The sequence below is a fragment of the Kitasatospora sp. NPDC047058 genome (assembly GCF_040643935.1).
GTDB lineage: Bacteria > Actinomycetota > Actinomycetes > Streptomycetales > Streptomycetaceae > Kitasatospora.
Genome location: NZ_JBEYVJ010000059.1, coordinates 1 through 16,691, shown reverse-complemented (window position 1 = coordinate 16,691; position 16,691 = coordinate 1). Strand labels below are relative to the sequence as shown.

Genomic DNA, 16,691 nt, shown 5'->3' with positions numbered 1-16,691 from the left:
CGGATGTCCCGTCCGGTTCAAGTGCCCCCCGCGCGCAGCGTACGCCCTCCGCAGGTGCAGAAGTCTCCCCTCCCCGGCCCGCTGCGCGGTAGCGTGGTGATCAGACTGCCGGTGAGCCCGCTCCCCACCCCCGACGCCTGACCGGGCGATCACGGCGGCATCCCCGTACCCAGCCGCCGGGAGGTCCCTCCGTGGTACAGGCATACATCCTGATCCAGACCGAGGTCGGCAAGGCCACCGCCGTGGCCGAGTCCATCTCGAAGATCGCCGGCGTCCTCCAGGCCGAGGACGTCACCGGGCCCTACGACGTGATCGTGCGGGCCGAGGCCGAGACCGTGGACGACCTCGGCCGCCTGGTCGTGGCCAAGGTCCAGCAGGTCGAGGGCATCACCCGGACCCTCACCTGCCCGGTGGTCCACCTGTAAGCCCCGGCTACCATCGGCGGGTGACCCGACGACTTCGCGTCCCCCGCCTGCTGGCGGAACTGCCCGCCCCGATCCGGTGGCTGGCGCTTCCGCTCGCGCTGGCCTGCACCGCGGTGGTGCTGGTCGGCAGCTGGAGCGCGCCCGAGGAGATCGAGACGCCGCACCCGGCGGGCAAGGCGGCCGGGTACTGCCAGGCCCTGGCCGCCGCCCTGCCGCAGGAGCTGCTCGGCCACGCCCGGAAGGACCCGTCGCCGGCCTCGCCGTACGTGGCCGGGTGGGCGAGTTCGCCGCGCACCGTGCTGCGCTGCGGCGTGGACCGCCCGGACGAGCTGAACGGCCCGGCCGCGAAGGACATCTCCCCCACCATCGACGACGTCACCTGGTGGGCGAAGAAGCTGGACGACGGGGGCTACCGGTTCACCACGACGATGCGCAAGGCGTACGTCGAGGTGACCGTCCACGGCGGGGCCTTCGCCAATCCGCTCGACCCGGTCTCCGCGCTCAACCCCCTGGTGAAGGCCAACATCCCCTGACACCCGTCGCGGAAGGGCGGGCCGGGAGCTTCCCGGCCCGCCCTTCGCCGTCGGTGCGGACGTCCGCGCGCGGTCAGCGCAGGCCGGTCGAGCGGCGCAGCGCCGCCTGGAGCAGCCGGTCGATCAGCTCCGGGTACGACAGCCCGGTGGCCTCCCACATCTTCGGGTAGGCCGAGATCGGGGTGAACCCGGGCATGGTGTTGATCTCGTTGATCATCCAGCTGCCGTCCGCCAGCAGGAAGAAGTCGACCCGGGCGAGGCCCTCGCAGCCGAGCGCCTCGAAGGCCGCGACCGCCTGGCGGCGGATCTCGGCGGTCTCCGCCGCGTCGAGCTCCGCCGGCACGCGCACCTCGGAGGAGTCGATGTACTTGGCCTCGAAGTCGTAGAACTCGAAGTCGCCGCCGACCAGGACCTCGGCCGGAACGCTGGCCCGCGGGCCGTCCTCGAACTCCAGCACCCCGCACTCGATCTCGCGGCCGGAGACGCCGGCCTCGATGATCAGCTTGGGGTCGTGCCGGCGGGCCTCCTCGATCGCCGCGTCGAGGTCGGCCAGGTCCTTGACCTTGGCGACGCCCATGCTGGAGCCGGCCCGGCACGGCTTGACGAACACCGGCAGGCCCAGGTCCGCGACGCGCTCGCGGACGGCGGCCCGGCCGGCCTCGGTCTCCCACTCGCGCGGGCGCACGATGGTGTACCGGCCGACCTCCAGGCCGTGCGAGGCCAGGATCCGCTTGGTGAACTCCTTGTCCATGCCGACCGCGCTGGAGAGCACGCCGTTGCCGACGTAGGGCACGCCGGAGAGCTCCAGGAGGCCCTGCAGGGTGCCGTCCTCGCCCCAGGGGCCGTGCAGCAGCGGGAAGACCACGTCGACCTCGCCGAGCGCCTTGGGGGCGGCTCCGGGCTCGCTCCAGACCACCTCGCGACTGCCCGGGCCGACCGGCAGCGCCACCTGGCCCTCGCCGGCCTCGGCGACCTGGGAGACGTCCGGCAGCCTGCCGTCGGTGATGGCCATCCGGGCCGGCTCGTCGCTGACCAGCGCCCAGCGGCCCTCCTGGGTGATGCCGATCGGCAGCACGTCGTACTTCTCGCGGTCGATCGCCCGCAGCACGCTGCCCGCGGTCGAGACCGAGATGGCGTGCTCGGAGCTGCGTCCGCCGAAGACGACAGCTACGCGGGGCTTCGCGGACGGGTTCGGGGAGGTCTGTTCGATGCTCATATCGCGTTTGAGGGTACCGTGCGGCCCGTTTGCGGAAAGTCAGCCACCCTGGCCGAAAACCGTACGGCCCGCTCAGGGGCCGTCCGGCGGTTCCTGAGCGGGCGGTCCCTGCCTGGTCCCCGGCTAGTGCCGCTCGGCCTTGGCGGAACGGGACATCAGGGCCTGCAACGCCTCCTGGGTGGGGCGCCCGTTGTGCACCACGTCCACCACGGCCTCGACGATCGGCATGTCGACGCCGCTGCGCCGGGCCAGGTCGAGCACCGACTCGCAGGACTTCACGCCCTCCGCGGTCTGCCGGGTGGCCGCGATGGTCTCGGCCAGCGACATCCCGCGGCCCAGGTTGGTGCCGAAGGTGTGGTTGCGCGACAGCGGCGAGGAGCAGGTGGCCACCAGGTCGCCCATCCCGGCCAGCCCGGCGAAGGTGTACGGGTCGGCGCCGAGCGCCCGCCCGAGCCGGGTGGTCTCGGCCAGCCCGCGGGTGATCAGCGTCGCCTTGGTGTTGTCGCCCAGGCCCATGCCGTCGGCCATGCCGACCGCCAGGCCGATCACGTTCTTCACCGCGCCGCCCAGCTCGCAGCCGATCACGTCGGTGTTGGTGTACGGGCGGAAGTACGGCGTGTGGCAGGCCGCCTGGAGCCGCTTGGCGACCGCCTCGTCGGTGCAGGCCACCACGCTCGCGGCGGGCTGCCGGTTGGCGATCTCGCGGGCCAGGTTGGGGCCGCTGACCACGGCGACCCGCTCCGGGCCGACCTTGGTGACCTCCTCGATGACCTCGCTCATCCGCTTGGCGGTGCCGAGTTCGATGCCCTTCATCAGGCTGACCAGGACGGTCTGCGGCTCGATCAGCGGGGCCCAGGCGGCCAGGTTGTCACGCAGCGTCTGCGAGGGCACCACCAGCACCGCGAAGTCCGCGCCGGCCAGCGCCTCGGCGGCGTCGGTGGTGGCCCGGATCGAGGCCGGCAGCGGCACGCCCGGCAGGTAGTCCGGGTTGACGTGGGTGGTGTTGACGGCGTCCGCCAGCTCCTGCCGGCGGCCCCAGAGGACCACCTCGCAGCCGGCGTCCGCGAGGATCATCGCGAACGCGGTCCCCCAGGAACCCGTCCCGAACACGGCGCACCGGGTCACTTGGCGGCCTCCTCGGTGCCGTTGCCGCCCAGGCCGGCCGCCCGCTGGCGTTCGGCCGCCGCGCTCTCGGCCCGGGCCCGGGCCGCGGCGCGCATGTCGTAGCGCTCGGCCGGCGCCTCCTCGCCGCGGATGCCGGCCAGCACCGCGGTGATCGCCTGCATGATGTCCTCGGTGGCGTCCTTGAGGACCTGCGCGGTCAGCTCCTGGCCCTGGTACCTGCTCAGGTCCACCGGCGGCCCGGCCGCCACGGTCACCTTGTGCCGCGGGAACAGGTTGAACCTGCCCTTGCCGGAGCCGCCCCTGCCGTACGGCGGGATGATCTCGTGCGCACCCCAGTGCGCCACCGGGATGACCGGGGCGCCGGTCATCAGCGCGACCCGGGCCACCCCGCTCTTGCCGGTCATCGGCCACAGGTCCGGGTCCCGGGTGAGCGTGCCCTCCGGGTAGAACTGCACGCACTGGCCGGCGTTGACCGCGTCGATCGCGGCCCGGAACGCCTGCGCGGCGTCGGTCGACTCCCGGAACACCGGGATCTGGCCGGTCTTGCGCAGCATGAAGCCGATGAAGGGCACCGAGAACAGCGAGGACTTGCCGAGGATCCGCGGCGGACGCCCGCTGTTGTACTGCCAGTGCGCGTAGACCACCGGGTCGATGATCGAGTTGTGGTTGACCGCGGCGATGAAGCCCCCCTCCTTGGGAAGGTGCTCCCAGCCCCGCCAGTCGGGCTTGACCAGCGCGGTCGTCACCGGCTTCACCAGCACGGCCGCGAAGCGGTACCAGATGCCGTAGTCGGCGTTGCCGAAGCTGGCGTACGAGCGGCGGGCCACCCCAGGTCCTCCTCATCCGGTGCGGCACGTGGGGTGCCGCAGTCTCTCGCCCCCCGGAGCCCCTGCGGGGCCCGGGCGCGGAACAGTCTCGCCCGGCCGCGGAGCGGCTGTCGAGCAACCCCGCCAACGCGTCGGGCGGGCGTGACCAAACGCACGTCCGCACAGCTCGGACGGCCTGGCGGGGGTTCCGGGACCGGCGCCACAATGACGCCGATGACCCAGGACACCGTACGCCCCAGCGGGCCCGCCGCGCCCCCCGCACCCACCGCCGGCTGGTCGCTGGTGCTTCCGCTCAAGCCGCTCGCCCTGGCGAAGACCCGGCTCGCGCCGTTCGCCGGGGAGCACCGTCCGGACCTGGCGCTCTGCTTCGCGCTGGACACCGTCACGGCCGCGCTGGCCACCCCGGGCGTGGCCCGGGTGCTGGTCGTCACCCAGGACGGCCGGGCCGGCGAACGGCTGGCCGCGCTCGGTGCCGTCGTGGTCGCCGACGAGCCGGGCGGCGGCCTCAACCACGCACTGGCGCACGGCGCGGCGGCCGCGCTGGCAGTGGACCCGCGCGCGCCGCTGGCCGCACTCTCGGCCGACCTCCCGGCCCTGCGTCCGGCCGAACTGGCCCGGGTGCTGGCCGCGGTGCCGCCGGCCGGCCGGGCCTTCCTGGCCGACTCCCCCGGGGTGGGCACCACGCTGCTCGCCTGCGCCCCCGGCAGCCCGCTCGCGCCCGCGTTCGGCGACGGTTCGCGGGCCCGGCACGCGGCCGGCGGCGCCCGCGAACTGCGCCTGGGCGGCGTGCAGTCGGTACGCCGGGACGTCGACACCGGCGCGGACCTCGCCGAGGCGCTGGCGCTGGGCGTCGGCCCGCACACCGGGGCGCTGGCGGCCCGGCTCGGCTACGCCGCGGGCCCGCTCCCGGGGCCGTCCTGAGACGCCTCCCGGGTTGTCGGTGCCGCTCGCTATGCTGCTTTCATGCAGGCCACCGCGTTCACCTTCGACCCCGCCACCCGGGCCGGCTCCGTGCTGCTCGACGACGGGACCCCGGTGCCGTTCGACGCCGCCGCGTTCGACGCCGGCGGCCTGCTGCTGCTCCGCCCCGGCCAGCGGGTGCGGATCCGCACCGAGGGCACCGGCGAGAGCCGCCGGGTGGTCTTCGTGACGCTGCAGACCTTCCCGGACCCGGCCGAGGCCTGACCGGCCCGCGCCCGACCGCCGCGCCACCCCTGCGGGGACGGCCCGGCGGGGCCGCCGCACGCCCGGGAGCCGGGGAAAACCGAAGAGCCGTGGCGGCCCTTCCGCCCGGGGCCCGGGGGAGGTGCGCCACGGCTCTGGAAGCCGTCCGGCGACTACTTCGCGGTGGTCTTGCGCGCGGTGGTCTTGCGGGTGGCGGTCTTCTTCGCCGGGGCCGTCTTCTTGGCGGCGGCGGCGGTGGTCGCCTTCTTCGCGGCGGTGGCCGTGGTCTTCTTGGCGGCGGCGGTGGTCGCCGTCTTCTTGGCGGCGGCCGTGGTCTTCTTGGCGGCGGTCGCGGTGGTCTTCTTCGCCGCGGCCGTGGTGGCCTTCTTGGTGGCGGTCGCCTTCTTCGCGGCGGTGGCCGTGGTCTTCTTGGCGGCGGCGGTGGTCGCCGTCTTCTTGGCGGCGGCCTTCTTGGTGGCGGCCGGGGCCGCGGCGGCGGCCGTGGCGGCACGCTTGGTGGCGGCACGCTTGGCGGCCGGGGTGGCGGCGACGCCGCTCTTGCCCGGGGTGAGGGAGCCCTTGGGGGCCTTCTTCACCGAGGGGCCTTCCTTCGGCAGCTTCTTGCTGCCGCTGACCAGGTCCTTGAAGCCCTGGCCGGGACGGAAGCGGGGCACCGAGGTCTTCTTGACCTTGACCTTCTCGCCGGTCTGCGGGTTGCGGGCGAAGCGCGCGGAGCGCTCCACCTTCTCAAAGGTGCCAAAACCGGTGACCGACACCCGGTCACCGGCCACGACGGCGCGGACCATGGTGTCGAGCACTGCGTCGACGGCCTCTGCGGCAGCCTTGCGACCGCCCAGCTGCTCGGCCACCGCTTCGACAAGCTGAGCCTTGTTCACGTCTTCCCCTTCGGAAACGGGCGCCGGATGATTCCATCCGTTCATTTCGCACGTTAGGTATGTATCTGCGGACTTTCAATTACCAAACGCGCGAATCACCCTAGTGTCGCAATGGATTTGCGCGTCGGCGACCTCAGCCGACGGGCGGGCGCCCCTCGTCGAGGTCCTGCGCAAAGCGACTCAACCGCCTTGCCGCCCCCGGAAGATCGCGCTTGGCGGTCTCGGTGACGATGAGGAGTTGTCGGGTGAGAGCGGTCTTTGCATCGGCAGACACGTTCAGCGCATGCACGCGGGCGTGAGCTTGCTTCAACCGCTCGGCCACAAGCGCGTAGAGCGCTGCGACTTCCGGGTCGTCCGGCTCCTCAGCAGGTGAGGTGGCGGCGTCCGGCCGATCGTCAATTCGGCGTTCGGATCCCCGGCCCGTGGACTCCGGTGGCGCGGGTTCGCCGCCCGCGTACGGAGGTTCATGGTGCCGGTGCATGTACTGATTGTGCCATCTACCCGCAGTTGTGCTTGCGCGGGGCCCTCTGCGGCATTGCCAAATCGGCAATCGGGGGCCGCCCCGGGAGGCGAACTCGTGCTCCGGAACGGCGGATGGCCCGCCCCCCCGAGCGGGGGGACGGGCCATCCGGCGGAACGTCAGAATGCTTGTTCCCCCGGGGTTCCGGGTTCCGGGCGGTTCTCTCAGGCGACCGGCAGGGTACGCGGCTTGAAGGCGGGCCGGGTCGCCTCGAAGGCGGCGATGTCCCCTTCGTTCTGCAGGGTGATGCTGATGTCGTCCAGGCCGTTCAGCAGCCGCCAGCGCACGTTGTCGTCCAGCTCGAACGAGGCCGTCAGCGGGGTTCCGTCGGGCCCTTCGGCGCGCACCTCACGGGCCTCCAGGTCGACGGTGATCTCGGCGGCCGGGTCGGCCTCGGTGATCTCCCAGAGCCGCTCCACGGTCTCCTGCGGCAGGACCACCGTGAGCAGGCCGTTCTTCAGCGAGTTGCCGCGGAAGATGTCGGCGAACCGGGAGGAGATCACGGCGTGGAAGCCGTAGTTCTGCAGCGCCCAGACCGCGTGCTCGCGGGAGGAGCCGGTGCCGAACTCCGGGCCGGCCACCAGGACGGTCGCGCCCTGCCGCTCGGGCCGGTTGAGGATGAACGACTCGTCCTTGCGCCAGGCCTCGAACAGCCCGTCCTCGAAGCCGGAACGGGTGACCTTCTTCAGCCAGTGGGCCGGGATGATCTGGTCGGTGTCGACGTTGCTGCGGCGCAGCGGGACGGCCCGGCCGGTGTGGGTGGTGAACTTCTCCATGCTGCTCAGGCCTCCACGGCGACGTTGGACGAGAGATCGGCGGGTGCGGCCAGTCGGCCCAGGACGGCGGTGGCGGCGGCGACCTGCGGGGAGACCAGGTGGGTGCGGCCGCCCTTGCCCTGCCGGCCCTCGAAGTTGCGGTTCGAGGTGGAGGCGCAGCGCTCGCCCGGGGCCAGCTGGTCGGGGTTCATGCCCAGGCACATCGAGCAGCCGGCGTGGCGCCACTCGGCCCCGGCGGCGGTGAACACCTTGTCCAGGCCCTCCTCGACGGCCTGCAGGGCGACCCGCACCGAGCCGGGGACGACCAGCATCCGCACGCCGTCGGCGACCTTCCGGCCGTCCAGGATGGCCGCGGCGGCCCGCAGGTCCTCGATCCGGCCGTTGGTGCAGGAGCCGACGAAGACGGCGTCGACCGCGACCTCGCGCAGCGGGGTGCCGGCCTCCAGGCCCATGTAGGCGAGGGCGTTCTCGGCGGCGATCCGCTCCTGCGGGTCGGCGAACGAGGCCGGGTCCGGCACGTTGGCGCCCAGCGGGGCGCCCTGGCCCGGGTTGGTGCCCCAGGTGACGAACGGGGTCAGCCGGTTCGCGTCGATGAAGATCTCGTGGTCGAAGACCGCGTCCTCGTCGGTGACCAGGGTCTTCCAGTACGCGACCGCGGCATCCCAGTCCTCGCCGCGGGGGGCGTGCGGGCGGCCCTCCAGGTAGTCGAAGGTGGTCTGGTCCGGGGCGATCATGCCGGCCCGGGCACCGGCCTCGATCGACATGTTGCAGATGGTCATCCGGGCCTCCATGGAGAGGCTGCGGATGGCGGAACCGCGGTACTCCAGGACGTAGCCCTGGCCGCCGCCGGTGCCGATCTTCGCGATGATCGCCAGGATCAGGTCCTTGGCGGTGACGCCCTCGGGCAGCTCGCCCTCGACGGTGATCGCCATGGTCCGGAAGGGCGCCAGCGGCAGCGTCTGGGTGGCCAGGACGTGCTCCACCTGACTGGTGCCGATGCCGAACGCCAGGGCGCCGAACGCGCCGTGGGTGGAGGTGTGGGAGTCGCCGCAGACCACGGTCGTGCCGGGCTGGGTCAGGCCCAGCTGCGGGCCGACGACGTGCACGACGCCCTGCTCGACGTCGCCCAGCGAGTGGATCCGGACGCCGAACTCGGCGGCGTTCCGGCGCAGCGTCTCCAGCTGGACCTTGGAGACCGGGTCGGCGATCGGCTTGTCGATGTCCAGGGTCGGGGTGTTGTGGTCCTCGGTGGCGATCGTCAGATCGGTCCGGCGGACCTTGCGCCCGGCCAGCCGGAGGCCGTCGAAGGCCTGCGGGCTGGTGACCTCGTGGAGCAGGTGCAGGTCGATGAAGAGCAGGTCGGGCTCGCCCTCCGCGCGCCGTACGACGTGGTCGTCCCAGACCTTCTCTGCGAGTGTCCGTCCCATCGGATTCCCTCCAGCCGGCCGCGTTGCCGGCCTTCTCGTCTCGTCGGGGTCGCTGCCGCCGCCCTGTGGGGCTCGCGCCGCGCGACCTGCACGCCGGATCGGTGTCCACGATGCGGACACCGGGGCGGGGCCGCATCCTGGATGTCTCCCGGGCTGCTGCATCCAGAGTGGCGCTTTTCGCGGAAGATTGAACTTGCGTCTCGCGGAATGAGACTGCAGTCTTAGGGCATGGACAACTCTAGCGGCGTCGGCGTTCTCGACAAGGCCGCTCTGGTGCTGAGCGCACTGGAGTCGGGCCCCGCCACGTTGGCGGGGCTGGTCGCCGCCACCGGTCTGGCGCGCCCCACGGCCCACCGACTCGCCGTCGCACTCGAACACCACCGACTGGTCACCAGGGACATGCAGGGGCGCTTCATCCTCGGCCCCCGTCTCTCCGAACTCTCCGCCGCGGCGGGCGAGGACCGGCTGCTCGCCACCGCGGGCCCGGTCCTGACCCACCTGCGCGACGTCACCGGCGAGAGCGCACAGCTCTACCGCCGGCAGGGCGAGATGCGGATCTGCGTAGCCGCCGCCGAGCGGCTCTCCGGCCTGCGGGACACCGTCCCGGTCGGCAGCACCCTGCCGATGAAGGCCGGCTCGGCCGCCCAGGTCCTGCTGGCCTGGGAGGAGCCCGAGCGGCTCCACCGGGGCCTCCAGGGCGCCCGCTTCACCGCGACCGCACTGAGCGGCGTCCGGCGCCGCGGCTGGGCGCAGTCGATCGGCGAGCGGGAACCGGGCGTGGCGTCCGTCTCCGCGCCCGTGCGCGGCCCCTCCAACCGGGTGGTGGCCGCCGTCTCGGTCTCCGGCCCGATCGAGCGCCTGACCCGCCACCCGGGCCGGCTGCACGCCCAGGCCATCATCGAGGCCGCGAACCGCCTGACCGAGGCGCTCCGCCGCGGCTGAACCCGCCGGGAAAGCGGAGGGGCCCCGCTCGATCACGAGCGGGGCCCTCCGGTTTTATCCGGCCCGGGAAATGCGAAAAGCCCCGGCGGAAACCGGGGCCGTACTTTCTGGCTGGGGTACCAGGACTCGAACCTAGACTAAATGAACCAGAATCACTCGTGCTGCCAATTACACCATACCCCAACAAAGCAATCGGCCGATGGGGCGAGCCCATCGGCTTCGTGCTCTGGTACCCCCGACCGGATTCGAACCGGCGCTACTGCCGTGAGAGGGCAGCGTGCTAGGCCGCTACACAACGGGGGCTTCCTGGCGATCCCTTGCGGGATCAGTACCCCCGACCGGATTCGAACCGGCGCTACTGCCGTGAGAGGGCAGCGTGCTAGGCCGCTACACAACGGGGGCTTTCCAGGTGATCCCTTGCGGGATCAGTACCCCCGACCGGATTCGAACCGGCGCTACTGCCGTGAGAGGGCAGCGTGCTAGGCCGCTACACAACGGGGGCTTGATCTTCTTTTGTCCTGCGGTACTGCTGGTCTTGCGGGTACTGCGCTGGGGTACCAGGACTCGAACCTAGACTAAATGAACCAGAATCACTCGTGCTGCCAATTACACCATACCCCACCAGAGTTGAACCCTTGCGAGCTCTTCTCAGGCGTTGCGCCTCTCGTTCGGGACCGGCGGGGGTTTCACTCCCTCGTCCGTTCCCTCCCGGGCGGCGCAGAAAGAACATTACCCGACGTCTGGCCTGGCTCCAAAATCGATAACCCCAGGCAGCGGCCGGGGCGGCTGCGGGCCAGGTCAGAACCGGGCCCGCAGCCGCCCGCGGCGGGGCTCAGGAGGCCGGTACGGCGTCCAGGGCGGCGGTCAGCCGGCGCAGCGTCTCCGGGCGGCCGAGCAGCTCCATCGACTCGAACAGCGGCGGGGAGACCCGGCGGCCCGTGACGGCCACCCGCAGCGGCGTGAAGGCGAACTTGGGCTTGATGCCCAGCCCGTCCACCAGCGCCTCGCGCAGCGCGGCCTGGATCGGCTCCGGGGTGAACTCCGGCAGCGCCTCCAGGGCCTTGATGCTGGCCTCCAGCACCGGACGGGCGTCCGCGGTGAGCACCTTGGCCGCGTCGTCCGGGTCGAGGGCGAAGTCCTCCGGGGCGACGAAGAGGAAGCCCGCCATGTTGACGATCTCGCTCAGCACGACCATCCGCTCCTGGGTGAGCGGGGCCACCTTGGCCAGCAGCTCCAGCTGCCCGGCGGTCGGCTCGGCCGGCAGCAGGCCGGGGGCCTGGAGGTACGGCACCAGGCGCCGGACGAAGTCCTCCGGCGCGAGCTTGCGCAGGTGCTCGGCGTTGATGTGCTCGCACTTCTTCAGGTCGAAGCGGGCCGGGTTGGCGTTGACGTCGGCGATGTCGAACGCCTCGACCAGCTGCTCCACGGTGAAGATGTCGTCGTCCGCGGAGAGCGACCAGCCGAGCAGCGACAGGTAGTTGAGCAGGCCCTCGGGGATGAAGCCGCGCTCGCGGTACAGGTTGAGCGAGGCCTGCGGGTCGCGCTTGGAGAGCTTCTTGTTGCCCTCGCCCATCACGTACGGCAGGTGGCCGAAGCGCGGGGTGGTGCCGTTGCCGACGCCGATCTCGGCCAGCGCCGCGTACAGCGCGATCTGGCGCGGGGTGGAGGAGAGCAGGTCCTCGCCGCGGAGCACGTGGGTGATGCCCATCAGGGCGTCGTCCACCGGGTTGACCAGGGTGTAGAGCGGCGCGCCGTTGGCCCGGACGATGCCGTAGTCGGGCACGTTCTCCGGCTCGAAGGTGAGCGTGCCGCGCACCAGGTCGTCGAAGGCGAGGGTGCGGTCGGGCATCCGGAAGCGCAGGATCGGCTCGCGCTTCTCCAGCTCGTAGACGGCGACCTGGTCGTCGGTCAGGTTCCGGCAGTGGCCGTCGTAGCCGGAGGGCTTGCCGGCGGCGCGGGCGGCCTCGCGGCGGGCGTCCAGCTCCTCGGTGGAGCAGTAGCAGCGGTAGGCGTGGCCGGCCTCGTGCAGGCGGCGGGCGACGTCGGCGTAGATGTCCATCCGCTGCGACTGGCGGTACGGCGCGTGCGGGCCGCCGAGCTCCGGGCCCTCGTCCCAGTCGAAGCCGAGCCACTTCATGGCGTCGAGCAGCTGGTCGTACGACTCCTCGGAGTCGCGGGCGGAGTCGGTGTCCTCGATCCGGAAGACCAGCGTGCCGCCGTTGTGGCGGGCGAAGGCCCAGTTGAAGAGCGCCGTGCGGACCAGGCCCACGTGCGGGTTGCCGGTCGGGGAGGGACAGAAGCGAACCCGGACGTCCGGGTTCGCAGCAGTGTTAGCCACGCTTGATCACCTTGTTGGTGAGAGTGCCGATGCCTTCGATGGAGACGGCGACCTCGTCGCCGACGTTGAGCGGGCCCACCCCAGCGGGTGTGCCGGTGAGGATGACGTCGCCGGGGAGCAGCGTCATGGCCTCGGAAATGTGGACGATCAGCTCGGCGACCGAGCGGACCATCAGGGAGGTGCGGCCGGTCTGCCGCAGCTCGCCGTTGACCGTGCAGGTGACCGCCAGGTCGGCCGGGTCGAGGTCGGTCTCGATCCACGGGCCGAGCGGGCAGGCGGTGTCGAAGCCCTTGGCGCGGGCCCACTGGCCCTCGCGCTGCTGGACGTCGCGCGCCGTCACGTCGTTGGCGCAGGTGTAGCCGAGGATCACCTCGGGCACCCGGTCCAGCGGGACCTCGCGGCACATCCGGCCGATCACCACGGCCAGTTCGGCCTCGTGGTGGACCTCCGAGGAGAACGGCGGGTAGGCGATCGACTCGGTCGGGCCGATCACCGAGGTGGACGGCTTGAAGAAGGTGAGCGGAACGTCCGGGACGTCGTTGCCGAGCTCTGCCGCGTGCGCCGCGTAGTTGCGGCCGACCGCGACGATCTTGTTGGGCAGCATCGGGCTGAGCAGCCGGACGTCCTGGAACCGGTAGCTCTCGCCGGTGGGCTGGGGCTGCCCGAACGGGTGGCCGGCCAGCGCGTGGACGACCAGAGACTCGGGCTGGGCGGGGTCCCCCTCGACCACGCCGAAGGAGACGCTGCCGGCGGCAGGGCTCCCTTCCCGGACGGAAAACCTGGCAATGCGCACGGCTGGGCTACCCCTCGCTTCGTCGGCCGCCCGGGCGCGCCCGGGCGCTGGTGGGCGCCGAACCCCTCGGGCCCGGCTCCGCTCAATCGTCAACCAGGCTATCGCGCGGGCCCTTGGCCGACCGCTTCACCGCTGTCCGGTGCGGTCGCGCCCCCATCCGGGCGCCCGGATCCGGACAGCCGGAACGGGACGGCCGGAACGGGCGAGGGCGCCGCGGCGGCACCTCGCGGTGCGGCCGCGGCGCCCTCGGTGGCGCGCGGGGCGGGTCAGTCCTGCGGGACGGCGACCACCGGAGCCACCATCAGCTGGGTGCGGCGCGGGTTGGCGGTGCTGCCCGGCAGCTCCGTGGCGTACGTCACGACGTCCTCGGACTTGCGGGCGCCCGGGATCTTGCTGAAGTCCTCGACCGAGGCCAGCGTCGTCCGGCGCGGGTTCGCCGTGGAACGGCAGGTGAGCGTGGACTTGGCGGCCTTCTTCGCCTGGGACATCTCGTCAGCACCTCGCGGTCGTGGCCGGCGCTTCGCCATGGAGCGGCACCGGCCTGAGTGGTTCGGGGAGATTCTGGGCAGGCTGATCGGGGCCGTGCTCCGGATACCCGCCAGGTTACGGATCTCTTTCCACAGCCAGCGTGACCAAAGCTACACATTGGCCTGTGATTTTGCTCACAAATTGAAGAGAAATTCTCTTTTATCCGACATATCGCCGCATCAGGTTTTCCCGACAAAGCAGATATTTCGGACATTCGGGAAGGTCTACTCGTCCAGTTGATCTCGGGTCGGCTTGGCATGTATCCGGCGAGTGTCCGAAAAGGGCGGTATTCCGGTCCGGTTACCGCACAGTCAGTGAAATCCCGCGCGCGGTCGGTAGCGCCGCCCGGTGAGGCCTGGCGGCCCTTGTTGGGATTCCCCGGCTGTGCTGGAATGCCACGGACCGTGGGTAGGGAGCAGTCCACCCCGGTGACCCGCTCTCCCGGACCGGCCGGGGTGCGGATGGAAACTCGACACCGTCCAGGCCGCGGCGACGCGGCAGGACGCCCGGTCCAGAGGTTGCGACGCCAGTGCAGGGACGTTTCAAAAGGGGTAGCGGCGCCGCGGGTGACCCGGAGTCGCGAGAGCCCGTGGCAGCCCCCCAGCAGGCGGCGGTGCCCGGCGGGCCGACCGGGCCGGCGCCCGACGCGGGCGGCCGCCCGGAGGACGACGGCCAGCAGGACCGGAAGTCCGCGCGGGACAAACTGCGTAAATCCCTCACCCGGCGGCGCGCCACGGGTGTCAGCCGGCTCGCGATGCGCAACTGGCGGATCCGCACCCGACTGATCGCCCTGCTCGCGCTCCCCGTCCTGGTCGCGCTCGTCCTCGGTGGCCTGCGCATCCAGGCCTCGCTCGAGGCCTCGCAGCAGCTCGCCCAGATGGCCAACCTCTCCGACCTGGCCAAGAAGGCGACCAACCTCGCCGACGCGCTGCAGAACGAGCGCGACATCAGCGCCGGTCCGATCACCCAGGACCCGACGAAGCCGCTCGACGACGACATCATCGCGGCGCGCAAGATCACGGACGACCTGAACCGGACGTTCACCGCGTCGTCGGACAAGTTCGAGAACCTCGAGCTCTCCGGTGGTAAGGCGCTGCTCTTCCAGATCCGCCGCGACCTGAACTCGATCTCGGACGCCCGCGGCAACCCGTACCAGAACAACCAGAACATCCAGGCCACGATCACCGCCTACGACGTGATCATCCGAGACCTGCTGTCGATCTCCCAGGACATCGCCCTCGCGTCCAACAACAAGGACCTGGTCCGCGCCACCCGCGCGCTCCAGCAGTTCTCGCTGGCCAAGAACGCCACCTCGCAGCAGCGCGCGCTGATCAGCGCCGCGCTCGCGAACAAGACCCCCGACCTCAGCCTGAGCGACGAGTCCTTCGGCATCCGCCTGCGCACGTCCTACGACAACGCGCTGACGAGCTTCAACAACATCTACACCTCGCACGACCTGGACAACCTGCGCGGCCAGCTCAGCTACAACAACGTCGTCGCCGACGCCGACCGCTACTCGCGCTCGATCCTCCAGCAGAGCGGTATCCACCAGACCGAGCCGGTCTCCTACAAGGACTGGTACGAGAAGATCACCGCCAAGATCACGGCCGAGCGCCGGATCGAGGCCAAGCTGATCGAGGACCTCGACGGTAAGGCCCAGGACCTGCAGTCCCAGGCCGACACCGACGCGCTGATCATCGGTGCCGCCGTCGCGCTGGTGCTGCTCGTCGCCCTCGGTGGCGCCGGTCTGATCGCCCGCTCGATGGTGCGCTCGCTGACCCGTCTGCAGGCCGCGGCCGAGGACGTCGCCGAGCGGCGGCTGCCCGAGCTGGTCAAAACGCTCTCCGAGAGCGACCCGCACGACGTCGACGTCACCGTCGAGCCCGTCGCCGTCGACTCCACCGACGAGATCGGCCACGTGGCGCACGCCTTCGACATGGTGCACAGCGAGGCCGTCCGCCTCGCCGCCGAGCAGGCCCTCCTCCGCGGCAACATCAACGCGATGTTCACCAACCTGTCGCGCCGCAGCCAGGGCCTCATCCAGCGCCAGCTGTCGCTCATCTCCGAGCTGGAGAGCCGCGAGGCCGACCCGGACCAGCTGGCCAACCTCTTCAAGCTGGACCACCTCGCGACCCGCATGCGCCGCAACGGCGAAAACCTCCTCGTCCTCGCCGGTGAGGACCCGGGCCGCCGCTGGACCCGCCCCGTCCCGCTGGTCGACGTGCTCCGCGCCGCCGCGTCCGAGGTGGAGCAGTACGAGCGCATCGAACTCGCCGCGGTGCCGTCCGCCGAGGTCGCCGGCCGCGTCGTCAACGACCTCGTCCACCTCCTCGCCGAGCTGCTCGAGAACGCGACCTCGTTCTCCAGCCCGCAGACCCGCGTCCGGGTCACCGGCCACGCGCTGCCGGACGGCCGCGTGCTGGTCGAGATCCACGACACCGGCATCGGCCTCAGCCCCGACGACCTCGCCGACATCAACGAGCGCCTCGCCAACCCGCCGACGGTGGACGTCTCCGTCTCCCGCCGCATGGGCCTCTTCGTGGTCGGCCGCCTGTCCCTGCGTCACGGCATCCGGATCCAGCTGCGCCCCAGCGACTCCGGCGGCACCACCGCGCTCGTCATGCTCCCGGTCGACGTCACCAACTCCGCCGACCGCCGCGGGGCCGGCCGTCCCGGCCCGGCGCAGGCCAAGCAGCAGCGCGGGGTCGCCCCGACGCCGCGCCAGCAGCGCCAGGTGCCCGGTGGCCCCGGCGCCGGCCGCGGCGGCCCGGCCGCACTCGGCCAGGGTCCGGCGGGCGGCGCCCCGCAGGGCCGTCCGCAGCTCGGCCAGGGCGGCCCCGGCGGCCAGGGCGGTCCGGGTGCCCCCGGCGGCCCCGGCGCTCCGGGTGCCCCGGGTGCCCCGGGCGGTCGTGCCGGTGGCGGTCTGCCCACCCGGCAGGTCGGCCAGTCCCTCCGCGAGACCCCGCCGCCCGGCCGTAACGGCAAGCAGGGCCAGCCCCAGCAGCCGCCGCAGCAGCAGCCCCAGCAGGGCCAGGGCGGCCTGCCGCAGCGCGCGCCGGGCCGGCAGGGCCCGCCGCAGCAGGGCGGCCGATGAAGTCCGCGGTGTGGACGCTGCCGTTCAGCATGTCCCGCAGCGAGTACGGCTGCCCCTTGACCCAGAACTCGTCGTACTCCCGGACGT

Annotated in this window: 16 protein-coding genes and 5 tRNA genes; 6 read left to right on the top strand and 15 right to left on the bottom strand. The window is 71.9% G+C overall.

Features of this window, described 5'->3' with window-relative positions; all coding sequences use genetic code 11:
* The first annotated feature begins 191 nt into the window (after window positions 1–191).
* Together ABZ885_RS12260 and ABZ885_RS12255 are read left to right on the top strand one after the other, a co-directional pair.
* Complete coding sequence (locus ABZ885_RS12260; RefSeq protein WP_360186812.1) at window positions 192–425, top strand: Lrp/AsnC ligand binding domain-containing protein; 234 nt, start codon at window positions 192–194, stop codon at window positions 423–425.
* A 20-nt stretch (window positions 426–445) separates the two neighbouring features.
* Window positions 446–958: a DUF3515 domain-containing protein gene (locus tag ABZ885_RS12255; protein WP_360186810.1), complete on the top strand. Its 513-nt coding sequence runs from the start codon at window positions 446–448 to the stop codon at window positions 956–958.
* A gap of 73 nt (window positions 959–1,031) precedes the next feature.
* Here the strand turns inward: ABZ885_RS12255 and ABZ885_RS12250 are convergent, their stop codons facing one another.
* The 3 genes from ABZ885_RS12250 to ABZ885_RS12240 all read right to left on the bottom strand — a co-directional run bounded on the left by ABZ885_RS12250 (window position 1,032) and on the right by ABZ885_RS12240 (window position 4,126).
* On the bottom strand, window positions 1,032–2,174 hold the full coding sequence (locus ABZ885_RS12250; RefSeq protein WP_360186808.1) for a D-alanine--D-alanine ligase family protein: 1,143 nt from the start codon (window positions 2,172–2,174) through the stop codon (window positions 1,032–1,034).
* A gap of 123 nt (window positions 2,175–2,297) precedes the next feature.
* The gene (locus ABZ885_RS12245) at window positions 2,298–3,299 is read right to left on the bottom strand and encodes an NAD(P)H-dependent glycerol-3-phosphate dehydrogenase (RefSeq protein WP_360186806.1); all 1,002 of its coding nucleotides are present in this window, start codon (window positions 3,297–3,299) and stop codon (window positions 2,298–2,300) included.
* Window positions 3,296–4,126 carry a lysophospholipid acyltransferase family protein gene (locus ABZ885_RS12240; protein WP_360186804.1) on the bottom strand — a complete coding sequence of 277 codons (831 nt, stop codon included), beginning with the start codon at window positions 4,124–4,126 and terminating at the stop codon, window positions 3,296–3,298. Before ABZ885_RS12240 ends, ABZ885_RS12245 begins: the two co-directional genes overlap by 4 nt.
* Window positions 4,127–4,339: 213 nt before the next feature.
* On the opposite strand from ABZ885_RS12240, the gene cofC reads away from it, so the two are divergent.
* Together cofC and ABZ885_RS12230 are read left to right on the top strand one after the other, a co-directional pair.
* Entirely contained in the window at window positions 4,340–5,047 is a 708-nt protein-coding gene (gene cofC / locus ABZ885_RS12235; RefSeq protein ID WP_360186802.1) for a 2-phospho-L-lactate guanylyltransferase, read from the top strand.
* A 42-nt stretch (window positions 5,048–5,089) separates the two neighbouring features.
* Window positions 5,090–5,311, top strand: coding sequence for a hypothetical protein (locus tag ABZ885_RS12230; RefSeq protein ID WP_360186800.1), 222 nt, complete (start codon window positions 5,090–5,092; stop codon window positions 5,309–5,311).
* 152 nt (window positions 5,312–5,463) lie between these two features.
* Here the strand turns inward: ABZ885_RS12230 and ABZ885_RS12225 are convergent, their stop codons facing one another.
* From ABZ885_RS12225 to leuC, 4 genes are all read right to left on the bottom strand, one after another.
* On the bottom strand, window positions 5,464–6,186 hold the full coding sequence (locus tag ABZ885_RS12225; protein WP_360186798.1) for an HU family DNA-binding protein: 723 nt from the start codon (window positions 6,184–6,186) through the stop codon (window positions 5,464–5,466).
* A gap of 133 nt (window positions 6,187–6,319) precedes the next feature.
* Window positions 6,320–6,508, bottom strand: a complete 189-nt coding sequence (locus ABZ885_RS12220; protein WP_360186841.1) for a hypothetical protein — start codon at window positions 6,506–6,508, stop codon at window positions 6,320–6,322.
* 362 nt (window positions 6,509–6,870) lie between these two features.
* A complete protein-coding gene (gene leuD, locus ABZ885_RS12215) occupies window positions 6,871–7,482 on the bottom strand; it encodes a 3-isopropylmalate dehydratase small subunit (RefSeq protein WP_360186796.1) in 612 nt (203 codons plus the stop codon).
* Between the two features lie 5 nt (window positions 7,483–7,487).
* Window positions 7,488–8,909: a 3-isopropylmalate dehydratase large subunit gene (gene leuC / locus ABZ885_RS12210; protein ID WP_360186794.1), complete on the bottom strand. Its 1,422-nt coding sequence runs from the start codon at window positions 8,907–8,909 to the stop codon at window positions 7,488–7,490.
* A 228-nt stretch (window positions 8,910–9,137) separates the two neighbouring features.
* On the opposite strand from leuC, the gene ndgR reads away from it, so the two are divergent.
* Complete coding sequence (gene ndgR / locus ABZ885_RS12205; protein WP_148642806.1) at window positions 9,138–9,851, top strand: IclR family transcriptional regulator NdgR; 714 nt, start codon at window positions 9,138–9,140, stop codon at window positions 9,849–9,851.
* Between the two features lie 108 nt (window positions 9,852–9,959).
* Here the strand turns inward: ndgR and ABZ885_RS12200 are convergent.
* The 8 genes from ABZ885_RS12200 to ABZ885_RS12165 form a co-directional block, all read right to left on the bottom strand.
* Window positions 9,960–10,034: transfer RNA gene (locus tag ABZ885_RS12200), tRNA-Gln, on the bottom strand.
* Between the two features lie 44 nt (window positions 10,035–10,078).
* Window positions 10,079–10,154: transfer RNA gene (locus tag ABZ885_RS12195), tRNA-Glu, on the bottom strand.
* Window positions 10,155–10,180: 26 nt separating this feature from the next.
* Window positions 10,181–10,253, bottom strand: a tRNA-Glu gene (locus ABZ885_RS12190).
* A gap of 27 nt (window positions 10,254–10,280) precedes the next feature.
* Window positions 10,281–10,353 (bottom strand) — tRNA-Glu (locus tag ABZ885_RS12185).
* Window positions 10,354–10,400: 47 nt separating this feature from the next.
* Window positions 10,401–10,472: transfer RNA gene (locus ABZ885_RS12180), tRNA-Gln, on the bottom strand.
* A gap of 211 nt (window positions 10,473–10,683) precedes the next feature.
* A complete protein-coding gene (gene gltX / locus ABZ885_RS12175) occupies window positions 10,684–12,189 on the bottom strand; it encodes a glutamate--tRNA ligase (protein ID WP_360186792.1) in 1,506 nt (501 codons plus the stop codon).
* Window positions 12,182–12,982 carry a fumarylacetoacetate hydrolase family protein gene (locus ABZ885_RS12170; protein ID WP_360186790.1) on the bottom strand — a complete coding sequence of 267 codons (801 nt, stop codon included), beginning with the start codon at window positions 12,980–12,982 and terminating at the stop codon, window positions 12,182–12,184. The genes gltX and ABZ885_RS12170 overlap by 8 nt, the downstream gene beginning before the upstream one ends.
* Window positions 12,983–13,248: 266 nt before the next feature.
* The gene (locus ABZ885_RS12165) at window positions 13,249–13,470 is read right to left on the bottom strand and encodes a hypothetical protein (protein WP_360186788.1); all 222 of its coding nucleotides are present in this window, start codon (window positions 13,468–13,470) and stop codon (window positions 13,249–13,251) included.
* A 629-nt stretch (window positions 13,471–14,099) separates the two neighbouring features.
* On the opposite strand from ABZ885_RS12165, the gene ABZ885_RS12160 reads away from it, so the two are divergent.
* Window positions 14,100–16,604, top strand: a complete 2,505-nt coding sequence (locus tag ABZ885_RS12160) for a nitrate- and nitrite sensing domain-containing protein (RefSeq protein ID WP_360186786.1) — start codon at window positions 14,100–14,102, stop codon at window positions 16,602–16,604.
* The last annotated feature ends 87 nt before the right edge of the window (window positions 16,605–16,691 follow it).

Excerpts from the sequence above, each read along its gene's own strand:
- ABZ885_RS12250 (WP_360186808.1), bottom strand. The coding sequence starts at position 2,174 with ATGAGCATCGAACAGACCTCCCCGAACCCGTCCGCGAAGCCCCGCGTA.
- cofC (WP_360186802.1), top strand. The coding sequence starts at position 4,340 with ATGACCCAGGACACCGTACGCCCCAGCGGGCCCGCCGCGCCCCCCGCA.
- ABZ885_RS12230 (WP_360186800.1), top strand. The coding sequence starts at position 5,090 with ATGCAGGCCACCGCGTTCACCTTCGACCCCGCCACCCGGGCCGGCTCC.
- leuD (WP_360186796.1), bottom strand. The coding sequence starts at position 7,482 with ATGGAGAAGTTCACCACCCACACCGGCCGGGCCGTCCCGCTGCGCCGC.
- leuC (WP_360186794.1), bottom strand. The coding sequence starts at position 8,909 with ATGGGACGGACACTCGCAGAGAAGGTCTGGGACGACCACGTCGTACGG.
- ndgR (WP_148642806.1), top strand. The coding sequence starts at position 9,138 with ATGGACAACTCTAGCGGCGTCGGCGTTCTCGACAAGGCCGCTCTGGTG.
- ABZ885_RS12165 (WP_360186788.1), bottom strand. The coding sequence starts at position 13,470 with ATGTCCCAGGCGAAGAAGGCCGCCAAGTCCACGCTCACCTGCCGTTCC.